13 protein-coding genes are annotated in these 15590 nt (G+C 41.6%); 9 read left to right on the top strand and 4 right to left on the bottom strand.

Annotated features, from left to right (window positions below; all coding sequences use genetic code 11):
• Nucleotides 1-870 (bottom strand): pirin family protein, encoded by an 870-nt coding sequence (locus AWW68_RS00795; protein ID WP_068215567.1) that lies wholly within the window; start codon nucleotides 868-870, stop codon nucleotides 1-3.
• A 105-nt stretch (nucleotides 871-975) separates the two neighbouring features.
• On the opposite strand from AWW68_RS00795, the gene AWW68_RS00800 reads away from it, so the two are divergent.
• Nucleotides 976-2058, top strand: a complete 1083-nt coding sequence (locus tag AWW68_RS00800) for an alkene reductase (RefSeq protein WP_068215569.1) — start codon at nucleotides 976-978, stop codon at nucleotides 2056-2058.
• Nucleotides 2059-2132: 74 nt separating this feature from the next.
• On the opposite strand, the gene fbaA is transcribed toward AWW68_RS00800, so the two are convergent.
• Nucleotides 2133-3197: a class II fructose-bisphosphate aldolase gene (gene fbaA, locus AWW68_RS00805; RefSeq protein WP_068215571.1), complete on the bottom strand. Its 1065-nt coding sequence runs from the start codon at nucleotides 3195-3197 to the stop codon at nucleotides 2133-2135.
• 388 nt (nucleotides 3198-3585) lie between these two features.
• Here fbaA and AWW68_RS00810 point away from each other — a divergent pair, with 388 nt between their 5' ends.
• From AWW68_RS00810 to AWW68_RS00830, 5 genes are all read left to right on the top strand, one after another.
• Entirely contained in the window at nucleotides 3586-4632 is a 1047-nt protein-coding gene (locus tag AWW68_RS00810; RefSeq protein ID WP_068215573.1) for a LacI family DNA-binding transcriptional regulator, read from the top strand.
• 116 nt (nucleotides 4633-4748) lie between these two features.
• On the top strand, nucleotides 4749-7151 hold the full coding sequence (locus AWW68_RS00815; protein ID WP_068215575.1) for a glycoside hydrolase family 31 protein: 2403 nt from the start codon (nucleotides 4749-4751) through the stop codon (nucleotides 7149-7151).
• An 8-nt stretch (nucleotides 7152-7159) separates the two neighbouring features.
• Nucleotides 7160-8515, top strand: a complete 1356-nt coding sequence (locus tag AWW68_RS00820) for an MFS transporter (RefSeq protein WP_068218383.1) — start codon at nucleotides 7160-7162, stop codon at nucleotides 8513-8515.
• A gap of 69 nt (nucleotides 8516-8584) precedes the next feature.
• Nucleotides 8585-10042: a M28 family peptidase gene (locus AWW68_RS00825; protein ID WP_068215577.1), complete on the top strand. Its 1458-nt coding sequence runs from the start codon at nucleotides 8585-8587 to the stop codon at nucleotides 10040-10042.
• 16 nt (nucleotides 10043-10058) lie between these two features.
• Complete coding sequence (locus tag AWW68_RS00830) at nucleotides 10059-10805, top strand: sulfite exporter TauE/SafE family protein (protein ID WP_068215578.1); 747 nt, start codon at nucleotides 10059-10061, stop codon at nucleotides 10803-10805.
• A gap of 127 nt (nucleotides 10806-10932) precedes the next feature.
• Here the strand turns inward: AWW68_RS00830 and AWW68_RS00835 are convergent, their stop codons facing one another.
• Complete coding sequence (locus AWW68_RS00835; protein ID WP_157717468.1) at nucleotides 10933-11463, bottom strand: nucleotidyltransferase; 531 nt, start codon at nucleotides 11461-11463, stop codon at nucleotides 10933-10935.
• A 112-nt stretch (nucleotides 11464-11575) separates the two neighbouring features.
• Between AWW68_RS00835 and AWW68_RS00840 the strand changes: the two genes are divergently transcribed.
• Genes AWW68_RS00840 through AWW68_RS00850 form a run of 3 tightly spaced genes read left to right on the top strand, consistent with a single transcriptional unit; the run spans nucleotide 11576 to nucleotide 13034 of the window.
• Nucleotides 11576-12208, top strand: a complete 633-nt coding sequence (locus tag AWW68_RS00840; protein ID WP_157717469.1) for a Crp/Fnr family transcriptional regulator — start codon at nucleotides 11576-11578, stop codon at nucleotides 12206-12208.
• A gap of 54 nt (nucleotides 12209-12262) precedes the next feature.
• On the top strand, nucleotides 12263-12826 hold the full coding sequence (locus tag AWW68_RS00845; protein ID WP_068215583.1) for a DinB family protein: 564 nt from the start codon (nucleotides 12263-12265) through the stop codon (nucleotides 12824-12826).
• Nucleotides 12827-12854: 28 nt separating this feature from the next.
• The gene (locus AWW68_RS00850; RefSeq protein WP_068215585.1) at nucleotides 12855-13034 is read left to right on the top strand and encodes a hypothetical protein; all 180 of its coding nucleotides are present in this window, start codon (nucleotides 12855-12857) and stop codon (nucleotides 13032-13034) included.
• Between the two features lie 40 nt (nucleotides 13035-13074).
• On the opposite strand, the gene AWW68_RS00855 is transcribed toward AWW68_RS00850, so the two are convergent.
• On the bottom strand, nucleotides 13075-15477 hold the full coding sequence (locus AWW68_RS00855; RefSeq protein WP_068215587.1) for an ABC transporter permease: 2403 nt from the start codon (nucleotides 15475-15477) through the stop codon (nucleotides 13075-13077).
• Nucleotides 15478-15590: the final 113 nt, after the last annotated feature.

Consider the following 15590-nt stretch of genomic DNA (forward strand, 5'->3'; position numbering starts at 1 on the left):
TTAAGGTAATGGAATATAACTTTCGTCACCTTCTAGCAAATCGAAACGTTTAGCTTTCCAATCTTCTTTGGCTTGCTCTATCAAGTCTTTATCTGATGAGACAAAATTCCAGAAGATAAATCTTTCTTCAGGAAATGCTTCTCCCCCAAACAATAGTACATGAGTATCTTCGCCCATAGTTATTGAGCAGATATCTTCTTCTTTGGAAACCAACATATTTCCCTTCTCAACTCTCTCTCCGCAGGCTTCTATATAACCTTCAACTATGCAGATCCCTATCTCTCCTTTCAACTGACCAGAAATATTGAGTGTAGACTTTTGCTCAGATTGAACATCTACCATAAAAAGATGAGAGAATACAGGCACTGGAGATTCTTTGCCAAAGCCTTTGCCTGCAACCAGCTTGAACTTCAACCCATCTTGAACCCAAGTAGGTAAAGCCTCGGGCTCTGTGTAAGAAAACTGAGACTCCATTTGCTCCTGAGCCTTAGGCAAAGCCACCCAAATCTGGTAACCATGCATGGTAAACTCACTGCCATCTCTAAGGTCTTCTGGTGTTCTTTCTGTATGAACTATACCTTTTCCGGCAGTCATCCAACCCACCCCACCAGGCTGAACTCGCTGATTAGTTCCTAGTGTATCTCTATGGTCTATTTCGCCTTCTAACAAATAAGTAAGTGTAGAAAGGCCAATGTGTGGATGCTGACCAATATCTAAATATCGACCTGGCCCCATAGTAGATGGCCCCATGTGATCTATGAAAATAAAAGGCCCTACCATGCGCTTCTTTCGGAAAGGGATAAGCCTTCCCACTAAAAAATCGCCTATATCTCTACTTCGTTCTTCAATTATTAAATCAGTGTTAGACATGTCTCTAAGTTACTATTAACATTAAATTAATGTACATACATGGAACTATTAGGCGCCACTAGTAAGTTAAGCATACGCATTTGAAGAAATCAAAAACATAAAAATATGTCAAAACTATTTGGTGAATTTAAGCTAGGCGACATTACTCTGAAGAATAGAGTAGTTATGGCTCCAATGACAAGATCTAGAGCTATAGACAACCTAGCCAACGACCTAATGAAAACCTATTATGAGCAACGCTCAGAGGCAGGACTAATCATTACAGAAGGTGTTTCTCCTTCGCCTAACGGATTGGGTTACCCAAGAATCCCGGGCATTTTCAACGAAGCTCAGCGTGATAGTTGGAAGCCAGTTACAGAGGCTGTTCATGCTCAAGGATCTAAGATTTTCTTGCAAATAATGCACTCAGGAAGAGTTTCTCACGAGGCTAACCTACCTGAAGGCGGAAAAGTAATTGCTCCATCTGCAATACCAGCTCCAGAACCTTTCAACAAAATGTATGTCGATGGTGAGGGCATGTTAGAAGTAAGTCAGCCGCAAGAAATGACTACCGAAGAAATTAAATCAACCATTCAAGAGTTTGCTACCACTGCTAAGTTGGCGGTTGAGGCTGGTTTTGATGGGGTAGAATTACATGCTGCAAACGGATACTTGCCTAACCAATTCCTGAACCCAAAATCGAATCAAAGAACTGATGAATACGGTGGTTCAAATGAAAACCGAAACAGGTTTGTCTTAGAAATGGCCAAAGCCGCGGTTGAAGCCATTGGAGCAAGTAAAGTAGGCATCAGACTCTCGCCATATGGCGTATTCAACGGTATGGGAGAATTTGATGGCATTGATGAGCAATATGCTCTATTGGCCGAGGAGCTTGGCAAAATTGGACTAGTATACATCCACTTGGCCGATATGTCTGCCATGACTCAAGTGCCTGTTCCTTCAGAAATCAAAGAGACTATTCAGGCCAAATTCGGTGGTACAATAATACTTAACGGATCATACAATGCTGAAAAAGCTGATGCAGATATTGAAGCAGGTAAAGCTGAGCTTGTAGCTTTCGGTGTACCGTTCATTGCTAACCCAGACCTAGTAACTAGAATGAAAGATGGTATTGGCTTAGCCATGCCTAATCAGGATACTTTTTACACACCTGGCGCAGAAGGTTATACAGATTATCCTAAGGCTTAAGATATTCCACTATTAAGCATTAAAAAGGCAGTCCGTTGAGACTGCCTTTTCTATTTGTGGTGATTTGTGAAATCTTAGTTTCTACCAATGGCGTTAAGCTCTTCGAAAGCTCTTTCGAGTCTTTTCACAACAGACTCTTCACCCTTTCTCAACCAAACACGTGGATCGTAGTATTTTTTGTTTGGAGAATCTTCTCCATCAGGGTTACCAATCTGGCCTTGAAGGTAGTCTTTCTTATCGTTGTAATAAGAGTGGATACCATCCCACATGGCCCACTGAACATCTGTATCGATGTTCATTTTGATTGAACCGTAAGAAGTAGCCTCCTTAATTTTTTCTGGCTCAGACCCAGAGCCACCGTGGAAAACAAAGTAAACCGGCTTATCTTCTGTACCGAACTTCTCTTTGATATACTCTTGAGAGTTTTTCAAAATCTCAGGTCTTAACTCAACGTTTCCTGGCTTATAAACACCATGAACGTTTCCGAAAGATGCAGCAACTGTGAAGATGTCACCAATTTTTCTTAGTGCATCCCATGCTTCAGCAACTTCTTCTGGCTGAGTATAAAGTCTAGAAGAATCTACGTCAGTATTATCTACACCGTCTTCTTCACCACCAGTAATACCCAATTCAATTTCGATACCCATTTCTAAAGGCACCATTCTTTTGAAATATTCAGAACTGATAGCAATGTTCTCTTCAAGCGACTCTTCAGAAAGGTCTAGCATGTGCGTACTGAACAACGGCTGACCATTCTTTTTGTAGAATTTCTCGCCAGCGTCTAATAAACCATCTATCCAAGGAAGTAATTTTTTAGCGGCATGGTCAGTGTGAAGAATTACCGGAACACCGTAATGCTCTGCCATCTGATGAACGTGCATTGCGCCAGAAATAGCACCCTGAATGGCTGCATTCTGACCATCATTAGAAAGTGATTTTCCTGCGTAGAAAGAGGCTCCTCCGTTAGAGAATTGAATAATAACCGGAGAGTTAACCTTTGCTGCAGTCTCTAATACTGCATTAATGCTGTTGGTACCTACCACATTTACCGCAGGTAAAGCAAATTCATTTTCTTTCGCGTAGCTAAGACAGTCTTTTAATTCTTGACCGTACAATACACCGCTTCTGAATTTTCCCATGTCGAAATAATTATGTTTTTAGATAGTGTTTGCAAAGAAAGCAATTGTGAAGTTAATTCCTTCTACCGAAAACGGAAATGCTTTAAAACACTTATAGCGCAATGGATTGCGCTATAAGTAAAGTAAACTATAATAGAAATGGAGGAAATTACTGACAATGATCTCACAGATACAGTGTCAGAAGATAAAAGTAGGGATTAAAACCATAGATTTCAATTTGGCAAGCGGCAACATTGACAATTCAAAAGACATGCAAACGTTTGAAACAGCCAAATTTTAACTATTTGGAAGAATTTATTTTTCGAAAAAATTTTGTCTTTACTGGCTTATTCCAAACATATAAACTTATTTCAGCCAAAAGTCAGGCTAATTTACCAAGCAGCAAGCAATGAAGAAGGGACAGGTTACAATTAAGGACATTGCCAAGGAATTAAACATCTCATGTTCTACTGTTTCCAGAGCCCTAAAAGACTTCCCAGGCATAAGTCCTAATACCCGCAAAGCAGTAAAAGAGCTTGCCGATAAGTATAATTATCGGCCCAATGCTGTAGCACTAAGCCTTCGAAACCAACGAACCAATGTCATTGGTGTCATTATTCCCGAAACGGTTCACTTTTTCTTCTCTACCGTGATTAGCGGTATTGAAGACGAAGCCATGAAAGAGGGCTACAATGTGATGATTTGTCAGTCTATAGAAAGCTTTGAGAGAGAGGCAGACAGTATTGATGCCCTCATGAGCGCTAGAGTAGATGGCCTTTTGGTAGATATATCTAGAGAAACTTCTGACTTAGCTCACCTGCAAAAGGTAGTGGAAGAAGGCGTACCAATGGTTTTTTTCGATAGGCTCGTAGAAGGCATGAATGCACCTTCCGTGATTGTAGACGATTACCAAGGGGCTTACGATGCTGTTGAACACCTGATCCAACAAGGCTGTAAAGACATAGCCCATCTGGCAGGGCCAGGAAACCTAATTATTGGCCGTAAAAGAATAGAGGGCTACACTTCTGCATTAGAAGACAATGAGATGCCTATCAAAAAAGACTTCATTGTGGAGTGTCGAAACGGAACTCAAGAAGAAGCCGAGCAAGCCATGGATCAGCTACTTGCCTCTGGCAAAAAAATAGATGGAGTGTTTGCAAACAATGACATGGCTGCTTTAGGCGCACTGAAGTCTATTAAAAAAGCAGGTCTTAAAATACCAGAAGATATTGCCGTGATTGGCTATAGCGACTGGCAGTTTTGTTCATTGGTAAACCCTTCACTTTCTAGCGTCTCTCAACCAGGATATGAGATGGGAAAAGAAGCATGCAAGCTAATTTTCAAAGAAATAAACAAGACCAACATCGAGAAAAGCACCATTAAAATTCTCGATACTGAGGTAGTAGTTAGAGAGTCTTCTAACAAATTGGGCGTAATACAACCGCTCGCAAATTAGACTTCGTGCAAACGTTTGTGATGAGAATACCTAGGTGATTTCCTAAAGGAAGAGCGCAAAAGCACTATTTTCACCTAATGGAGCATAGGCTAACTAGCCTTTAACTTTCGCATCGCATGAATTTCAAAAACGAGTCTATTGGGTCAATTTCAACTTTCAATTGGAAAGATGGAGGCGTTATAGGAGCTGCTGGAGATAAGCACTTCGCTGTTACTTTTTACAATGAAAAGATCTGCAGAATTCAAGCTTCTAGACAGTCTGAGTTCGAACACTATCCCTTTTCAGTAATTCTTTCGCCAGAAAAAGTAAACATTGACGGCAAAGAAGACGATCAGCAAATCTCATTAAAGTCTGAACACCTCAAGGTTGAAATTCAAAAGGCTCCTTTCAGGCTTACTTTTAAAAATTCCGAAGGCGCTATCCTTAATCAAGACGACCCGGCCTTTGGCATTAGCTGGCTTGGCCATGAAGTAACCAACTATAAGACATTAGCCAATGACGAAGTGTTTCTTGGCATGGGCGAAAAAGGCGGTGGTCTCAATCGTAGAGGCTCTTCTTACGACCATTGGAATTCTGATGCGTTTGGTTTTGACAACTGGACTGACCCTTTATACATGTCTACTCCTTTTTATATAGGAGTTAGAGAAGGCAAACCTTACGGCATATTCTTCGACAACACGTACAAAAGCCATTTCAACTTTGGTGCTTCAAATAATGAGCGGTTCACTTACTTCAGTGCAGAAGCAGGCGATCTGAACTATTACTTCATTCAAGGAGATACTGTGGCTCAAGTTATTCAGCAATATGCCAAGCTTACAGGCACATGCGAGCTTCCTCCCAAATGGAGCCTTGGCTTTCAGCAGTGCAGATATAGCTACTACCCAGACCATGAGGTGTATAATATTGCCGATACTTTCCGCAATAAGAAAATCCCTGCCGATGTCATTTACCTAGACATTCACTACATGAAGGACTACATGGCCTTCACTTTTAATGATGAAAGATTCCCAGACCCAAAAGGGCTGATTGAAAAGCTAGAATCTCAAGGCTTTAAAGTGGTAGTTATTCTAGACCCAGGCATTGCCACTAAACCAGGCTACGGCACTTATGATAGAGGTGTGGAAGAAGATGTCTTTGTGAAATACCCTGACGGAACAAAGTATGAGGCGAGCGTTTGGCCAGGTAATAGCCACTTCACTGATTTCACTTCTGAAAAGGGGAGAGAATGGTGGGCTAAAGAACTAAAATTCTACACAGACCTCGGCCTAGAAGGTTTCTGGAACGATATGAATGAGCCTGCTTGCTGGGGGCAAGATGTGCCAAACCTCATTGAGTTCGATTATGAAGGCCAACAAGTATCGCACAAAAAGGCTAGAAACGTTTACGGTTTTCAGATGGTGCGCGCCACATTTGAAGGAGCAAAAAAACACATCGGGAATAAAAGACCTTTCACCTTAACTAGGGCAGGCTTTTCTGGAGTTCAGCGGTACTCAGCCGTTTGGACTGGCGACAATGTAGCTGGCGATGACCACATGCTACTCGGAGTACGACTAGTGAACAGCTTAGGGATGGCCGGTGTACCAATTTCAGGATACGATGTAGGTGGTTTTGTTGGAGAGTCAGGCCCAGCTTTGTTTGCCCGTTGGTTAGCTATAGCCACTTTTGCGCCCTTCTTCAGAGTCCACAGCATGGTAAACGTTCGTGATTCTGAGCCTTGGGCTTATGGCGAAGAGGTAGAAGAAATCTCAAGGAACTACATCAGCCTACGGTATAAACTGATGCCTTACATATACACCTTGGCTTATGAGGCCCACACTACTGGCCTTCCATTGAATAGATCTTTAGCAGTAGACTATTACAATGATCACAACATTTATGGTGGAAGCGCTCAAGACGAATTTACGCTTGGCCAATGGCTCTTGGTTTGTCCAACTACTAGCCAACAACAGTATGCAAAAATCTACCTTCCCGAGGGCGAATGGTATCATTTCTTTAGCGGGGAAAAGGTGAATTCAGGTCATCATGTAATTGAAACTACTTTAGAAGACTTACCGGTTTACGCCAAGGCTGGTGCAATAATACCAATGCAAAACACTGTTCAAACCACGCAAGAAAAGTCAGATGGAACGCTTAGACTGCATGTCTATTTCGGCCATACTAAAACGGAACAGCTGTATTACGAAGACAATGGTTCTACCTACGATTTCAAAGATGGTAGCTTCTATAAAAGACTGATTCAATTTGATGGTGAGTCTAACTCAATAACCATTGAAGCGAAAGAAGGAAACTTCGAATCTGAATTCAAGACTCTAAAGGTATATCTACATGGTTTTGAATCAGATAGCTATGAATTAAATGGTGAATCTGTAAATTACCAGATGGAAGACATCAGACTGATTGAACCAGTTACAGAGTTCGACCCACTCCCACAAAGAGAGAAACGAAACTATGTTAACCGAAATCTGAAAGTAATTGAAACTGGTTTCTCTGACTCAGAGCTGACCATTACGTGGAAATAAACAAGAATATGCAGACGAAACCTCGCCTCAATTTTGGCCAAATATGGAACATGAGTTTCGGTTTTCTCGGAATTCAAATGGGCTTTGCCCTGCAAAACGCCAATGCTAGTAGAATACTACAAATCTTTGGAGCAAATGTAGAGGAACTATCATGGTTCTGGATTGTGGCACCGTTAACAGGAATGATCGTTCAGCCTATCATTGGCCATTACAGTGATAGAACTTGGACAAAACTAGGACGAAGAAGACCTTATTTTCTTACAGGGGCCATTCTTGCATCAATTGGGCTAATACTTATGCCTCAGGCCGACATGTTTATTGCCTTTTTACCAGCGCTTTGGGTTGGAGCAGGGTTCTTAATGATCATGGACGCCAGTTTCAACATTGCCATGGAGCCCTTTAGAGCGCTGGTTGCTGACAAACTTCCAGGCGATCAAACCACTTTAGGTTTCAGCATTCAAACCGTTCTTATAGGAATAGGAGCTGTAATAGGCTCATGGCTACCTTGGGCAATCACCAACTGGTTTGGTGTTGCTAATACTGCCGAGCCAGGCACCGTGCCTCCCAGCCTAATTATCTCATTCATCTGTGGAGCGGTAGTACTTATAGGCACCATTCTAATTACAGTGTTTACTACCAAAGAATATAGCCCTGAAGAAACTGCTGCCTTTGAAGAAGAAAGAGAGACTGAAGTTGAAAGCGCAGTAAAAAGAAAGGGCTTTGGCCAAGTTCTAGAAGACATTGCTGCCATGCCAACCACCATGAAGCAGTTGGGTCTAGTTCAGTTCTTTTCATGGTTTGCTTTATTCGGAATGTGGGTTTACACCACACCAGCAATTGCCCATCATATTTGGAAGCTCCCTATTGATGACACCTCAAGCCAAGCCTATCAAGATGCAGGTGATTGGGTAGGAATCATATTCGGCTTTTACAATTTAGTTTCTGCCATCTATGCATTTTTACTACCATCAATTGCTGCTAAAATTGGTAGAAAGAGCACACATGCAGTTTCATTAATTATTGGAGGCTTAGGGCTAATATCCATGTACTTCGCCCCAAACAAGTATTGGCTCATAGGCTCTATGTTCGGGGTTGGAATAGCTTGGGCAAGCATTCTGGCCATGCCATACGCTATTCTAGCAGGTTCTATTCCGCTTAAGAAAATGGGGATATATATGGGACTATTTAATTTCTTTATTGTTCTACCTCAAATTATCAATGCCATTATAGGAGGGCCGATAGTAAAAAGCCTGTACGGAGGCAACCCAATGTTCGCCATTATCACCTCTGGCGTTTTTATGATACTGGCAGCTTTTACACTACGGTTTGTTAAAGACAAAGACGATCCTGCACTCACAGCATAAACCAATCATTTAAAAAGCAGCTTAACCGCTGCTTTTTATTTTTATCTTCACCACACAACTCTAATACTAATGAAAAAGACAACTATTTTATTTTTTGTATTGGTGCTTGTCTTTGGGTGTACACCTAAGAAAGACGACCAAGCCACCATTTTTAAGAAAATTAACGAGGAAGCTTTAGCCAATTCTGCGGCCTATGAAAACCTAGAAGAAGCTACTAAAACCATTGGCCACAGACTGACAGGGTCACCAGAAGGCGCCAAAGCTGAAGAATTCACCTACAACTTATTTAAAAGCTATGGGCTTGAAGTGGAATACCAACCCTTTGAGGTAGAGTCTTGGTCTAGAGGTGAGATTGAAGTTCAGATTGGCTCTAAAAATAAGCAAGAAGAAATGCCTGCAGTAACCCTTGCTCACTCTCCTGTTGAAGCAGATATCACAGCAGAAATAGTGGACATGGGCAACGGTGTAGATGCTGACTATGAAGCCAACCCTGATGCCGTGAAAGGTAAAATTGCGCTAGTCTATATTGGCACACTTCCGAATAGCCCAGAAGGAACTCCCGGACTTCACAGATCTGAAAAAACTGCTCTAGCAACCAAGTATGGTGCTATTGGCATCATTATTATTAATCAAGTAGATGGTGGCGTTCTTCTGACAGGTACCGCTTCAGTTACTGGTAGCCTCATTACCATCCCTGCTGTTTGCATAGGCAAAGAAAATGGCATGGAGCTAAAAGAAACCTTGAAGAAGACTAAGCAATATGCTTCTATCAAAATGACGAACGAATCTGGTTTGATCAACGCTCGCAATGTAATTGCCACAATCAAAGGCAGTGAGTTACCTGAAGAAAAAGTTATTGTTGGCGGCCACCTAGACTCATGGGATTTAGCCACTGGAGCAATAGATAATGGTATTGGCTCCTTTGCAATTATTGACATGGCCAGAACTTTTGCTGCACTAGATTTACAGCCAAAGAGAACTATTCAGTTTGTAATGTTTATGGGTGAAGAAGAAGGATTGCTTGGTTCAAGATACATGGTTGATCAAGCCATTGAGAATGGCACCATCAACCAGATTAAATATATCATGAACCAAGACATGTCTGGTAACCCTGCCGGATTTGGAACTGGAGGAAGACCTGAAGCGGAAGCTTTCTTCAAAGAAGTAGGAAAAGAAATCATGGCCATTGATTCTACTACATACAAAAATGTTGTTTCTAATGGCGCAGGCCTCCACAGCGACCATCAGCCGTTTATGCTTCAGGGCATACCTTATACTTCTCCAGCCTCTAGATTAGATAGAGCCATTTATGGCTGCTACCATGCAGATTGTGACGATTTCGATTTAGTGAACAAGGAGCACATGGTGAATAATGTAAGGTTTAGCTCAATGATGCTTTACGCTTTAGCCGATGCAGACCAGCTTCCAGCCCAAAAGCTCAATGATGCTGAAACAAAGGCATTTCTAGAAGGTCACAACCTTAAGCTAAAGCTTCAGATTGGTGGAGACTGGAGATGGGAAGATTAATCTCTAGTTTTTAGAAATGGACATAACGAACATCCTCCTGCTTTTTGGTGTCGGTTTAATTGCCGGTGTTATTAACACTTTGGCAGGAGGAGGTTCATTGCTCACTTTGCCCGCACTTATTTTCCTTGGCCTACCTCCCAACATTGCCAATGCCACCAACAGAATCGGTGTCTTCTTCAATGGACTGATGTCTTGGGGTGGCTACCACTCCAAAGGAGTAAAAGCCGAGAAATATGATCTCTGGCTGGGTGCTACTTCTTTTATTGGAGCCATTTTAGGGTCTTATGTAGCGGTAGACATCAAAGGAGAAACCTTCAATAGAATCTTGGCGGCAATCATTGTGTTTATTGTAGCCTATATGGTTTTTGGCAAAAGACTAAAATCTGGATACCAAGTTAAAACCACCAAGAAGTCGAAAATCATTGGGCTCATTACCTTCTTTTTTATTGGTATTTACGGTGGGTTTATTCAGGCCGGAGTAGGCTACCTAATCATTGCGTCCATGTCTTTCATCCACAACTATGGCATGGTAAAAATCAACATGATTAAGTCGTTGACAGTACTAATCTACACCCTTTCTGCCTTAGGAGTTTTCATCTATTCGGGACTGATTAACTGGGAATTAGGGCTTGCTTTGGCGGCTGGAAATGGTGCCGGAGGTTGGCTAACCAGCCGATGGAGCACCAAGGTAAACGAAAAGTACATCCGCTACTTTGTGATGGTTACAGCCATCGCATTTGCCATTAAATTGTTCTTTGGGTAGAAGTCGAATAGAATAAAACTGCGTGAGCTTATTAGGGTTACACATTTCGCCCTTTTCCATCCCGAGGAACCGAGGGATCTACCAAGCAGCTAATTGAAGCACAATAAGGTTTTTAAGAGTTAAAAACTCATGTCTTACCTTTGCGAGCATAATAAGCTTCAGCTTCTTCTAGCTTAGAAAGATCGTCCAGATCCTTATATCGTTTGGATTTTGCTTTCTCTTGCTTGAGTTCGTTTATGGAAATCACCGAAATACTTATTCCATCCACCAATCTAATGACTGAATTATCATAAGCTTCTTGAAAGGTGACTTCATTGCTGATATTCAATCTGGTCATCAGTTCAACCAAAAAACCTGAGTCAGAAAAAGAAACTATTCTTTCCTCTTTAAGCTCAGTAATTGCCTCAACAGGAAATTCAAAACCTAAGCTTTCAATTGCCCTCTGAATACTCTGAAGGTTGTTGCTCTCCTTCGACACCCATAAATCCAGGTCTCCCGTAGACCGATTGTAACCATGGAAGTTGACTGCAAAGCCACCGACTACCATGTACTCCACTTCCTCCTGATTGAAGGCGTCAATTACTTTCAAATAGAAATCATCTTTCTTCTTCAATAGTAAGCCCTTGGGTTCCTTCTGCACCGAATTAAACTTGTGCATTGTTTTGACATGCTTGAGCAACCAAAGAATCCGTTCCTTGGGTGTCCTTTCAAAGCCCTGTTCTAAAACATAGCGTTCAGCTTCGTCATGATTTTTATGAAACTTCACCTCCTTGGCCATACTTAAAGCTATCAAAAATGATTCCCTTTTAATATTTTCCAACATGGAAGAAATGCATCATGGTCTTCGGAAGAGCATTGAAAAATTCGTGACCCTAAAAGATGAGGAATGGGAGGAAATTCGCTTCGCTTGGAAAAGCTTCTCCTTCCACAAAAACGAACCCGTAACTAGCATGGGTGAAGTAGAAAAGTATTTCTATTACATAGACAATGGACTACTCAGAGGCTATTTCGAGAAGAATGGCCAAGAGTACAACATGGGCTTTTCCTACAATGGCGAGTTCAGTGGAGTTTATGACTCACTAATTTTTCAGAAACCATCTGACTGGAATGTGGAAGCCTTGGAAGACACCGTTGGGCTCAAACTTCACCATAACCAATTGGTAGAGTTGCAAGAGAGATTTCCAGTAATCAAGGAATGGCTGTTCAAGTTCAACCAGCAAGTAATGTTTGGACTGGGCATATTTATAAGGAGCTTATTGGCCGATTCTGCGGAAGAGAAGTTTGAACGACTGATGACTCAGAGTCCACACATTATTCAGATTGTTCCGCAGAAACACTTAGCTTCATATTTAGGAATGACTCCCGAAACTTTTTCCCGAATGAGAAAGAAATGGGCGACTTAACTTGATCTATATCAAGACGAAACTTGTAGCGACTCACTTACTTTATCGCAAAAAATGAAACTCAAAGCAACAACCCACATTCAGAACTCCGTAGAACAATGCGAAAAAGCCTTGGCCGAAGTAGAGCAACTCATCGCTGGTCTCGATGACAATACACTAAACACTCAGGAAGCCGATGGAAAATGGAGTATCCTTCAGTGCTTAAAGCATTTAAGCATTGCTAACAAAATCTATGTTGAGAATATTAAAAAGGCACATCAGAAATATCCTCAAGAGCCAGAAGAAACCTATTCTTCTCACTGGAAGGGCGATTACTTCACCAAAATGATCTCCCCTAAAGACACAGGCGAAGTAAAGAATAGTATGAAGACAATGAAGTCTATGGATCCCGCAAATGCCCTTAACGCTACTGAAACCATAGAAGAGTTTTTCTCCACTCACCGAGAGCTAGCTGAACTAATCCGAAAGTCCAAAAACTACAGCCTAAACAAAGTGAAAGTGCCCACCGCCCTAGGTCCTTTGGTGAAACTCAGACTAGGCGATGCCTTTCGCTTTCTGCTAGGTCATCTCGACAGGCACGTTCTCCAGCTCAAAAGAATCAAAGCTGCGGTAGTCTAAACCTATATCTATTCGTTACCTTCAAGTAATGAAGGATGAGAAGAACACTGGCTCCAGCAGACGACCGCGTGGTAGGGGAATAGGAACCGGAATTGCCATTGGAGTAGGAATAGGCGTTGCTATGGATAATCTAGCCATTGGCGTTGGAGTAGGTATTGCTATGGGCTTCGGGTTTGAATTTATTAATAGGCAAAAAAATAAGGACTAGCAAAAACTAGCCCTTACGTCATTCTCTTAACTATCTATCCCTAATCCTCTCTCAACCTTGTTGCAGGGTTAGAAAATGCTGCTTTAAAGGTTTGCATACTAATGGTTACAAAAGCAATGAGTAGCGCAATTCCGCCAGCAATAATAAATGGCAAGGCTCCTAAACCAATTCTGTATGCGTAGCCATCGAGCCAATCGCTCATAAAGTACCAGCCAATCGGAGCAGCCAGTAACATGGCTATTCCCACCAAAATGATAAACTCCTTACTCAAGGTTGAAACGATCTGATTAATAGACGCTCCAAGCACTTTTCTAATGCTAATTTCTTTACCCCTTTGAGCTACCGTAAATGATGCCAAGCCAAACAGACCAAGACAAGCAAGGAAAATTGCCAAACCTGAGAAGATAGTGAACAACTCGCTTCGCTGAGATTCAGACTCATAAAGAGTATCGAACCGCTCATTTAAGAAGTTGTACTGAATCGGTGAATTAGGCGAAAACTCTGCATACTTCTGCTCAATTTCTGCGACTGAGCTTCTCAAATTTTGACCTTCAATTTTGATGGAAAGGAAACGCATATTACTTCTATTGTTCGCCATAATTACCGGCACAATCTCACTCTGAAGCGACTCGAAGTGAAAGTCTTCAACCACACCAATTACTCTTCCAGCAACACCACCATAATTCATGCGTTTGCCAATAGCATCTTCAGGGCTAGACCAACCTATAATCTCTACCGACTTCTCATTTAGAATAAAGTTGGCTGAATCTCTTTGCCAGTCATCGGTGAAGTTTCTACCAGCTACTACTTCCATCTGGTAATTCGAAACAAAATCAGGGTCTACCTGCAGCTGCTTAATTACCACCTGAGTAGGCTGCATTTGGCCATCCACCTCGGCTTGCGCACCTTGAGAATCGAGCAACTGACCAGAAGGCACACGACTAGAACCTCCGGCAGATTTCACCCCAGCAATATTTTTAAGCTCATTCTTAAAAGTCTGGAAGTTGTTGCCAATTTCTTGACTCACATTCAAGATCATCATTTGGTCTTTGTCATAGCCAAGATTCTTGTTCTGCATATAATTTAGCTGCTGAACTACCACAACCGTAGAGATAATCAAAACCACAGAAATTGAGAACTGAGCCACTACAAGCACTCTCCTTAATAATCCCGACTTCCCTGGTGCAGAACCCTTACTGCCTCTCATTACTTCTAGCGGCTTAAATGCAGAAAGGTAGAATGCAGGATAGCTCCCTGCCAAAACACCCACCAACAAGGCAGCTCCAAAAATAATTGCGATTAGACCCGCATTTTGTACTAGGTTGAACTCTAAATTCAGTGAAGTAAAATCTCTAAAGAATGGCAGAATCACTGAAGTGAGCCCAACAGAGAGCAACAAAGCACAAAGGGTAAGTACAACAGATTCAGTCAAAAACTGATTGATAAGGTTCCCTTTTCCGGCACCGAATACCTTTCTCATTCCTACTTCTTTGGCTCTTCTGGCCGATCTGGCCGTGGCCAAATTCATGTAGTTAATACAGGCAATTAGCAGAATCAGTACCGCGATTGAAGTAAAGATGTAGACGTAAGTAATATCTGAATTCTCTCCTAATTCATCAGAAAGATTAGAATGTAAGTGAATATCTGTCAACTTCTGAACGTGTAGCCTAGTCCAGCTATTGGCATTTTCTCCCAGTTGAATGGTAAGAAACTCTTCCATTCTATCCATAATTCCATCGATAGACCCTGTTTCTGTCAATGTAAAAAGCGTAGTGAAGTTATTGCTTCCCCACGCGCCTAAGAGGTTTTCTCTTCCTCCATAGAATTGTTCTATCACTGAGAAATCACCCAACATATTCAGCTCAAAACTGGAATTGTCTGGCCAATCTTTATAGACTCCTTGCACTAATAATTCCGCTTGATCGAACACACGGATAGACTTCCCCATTGGGTCTTCGTTACCGAAATATTTCTTGGCGAGGCTTTCAGAAAGCACCACTGATCCTGGTTTCTGCAAGGCTTCCTTCAGATTCCCCTGAAGAGTTTCGAAAGTAAGAATGTCCACAATTTCAGGATCGGCAAAAGCTAAATCAGTTTCATTGAAAAGCTTCTCACCGTATTCGATGGTGCCAGAAGTAGTGAGAAAACGACCAATTTTCTCTATGTCACCTTCATAATAATCTTTCAAATAATGACCAAATGGAGGGGCTAACCGTGAAAGATGTAAAGAAGTGGTTCCATCTTGACTCATGAATTCGCGAGTGAATCGGTAGGTTTCGTCAGCATTCTCATGAAACGTATCATAACTCATTTCCTCATTGATGTAAAGACCGATGAGTAAGCAGCAGGTAAGGCCTACAGAAAGACCTAAAATATTGATAAATGAGAATCCTTTGTGCTTCAGAAGATTTCTGAGCGCAACTTTAAAGTAATTTTTAAACATGACCGTTGGTTTGAGTTTTAACAACTCTCAATTAAACGAATTGAGAAACATATTCATAATGACCAAAAAAATATAGCAAGGTTGCAGCTTATCGGGTTATGGTAAGAACTACA

The organism is Roseivirga spongicola, from assembly GCF_001592965.1.
Classification (GTDB): domain Bacteria; phylum Bacteroidota; class Bacteroidia; order Cytophagales; family Cyclobacteriaceae; genus Roseivirga; species Roseivirga spongicola.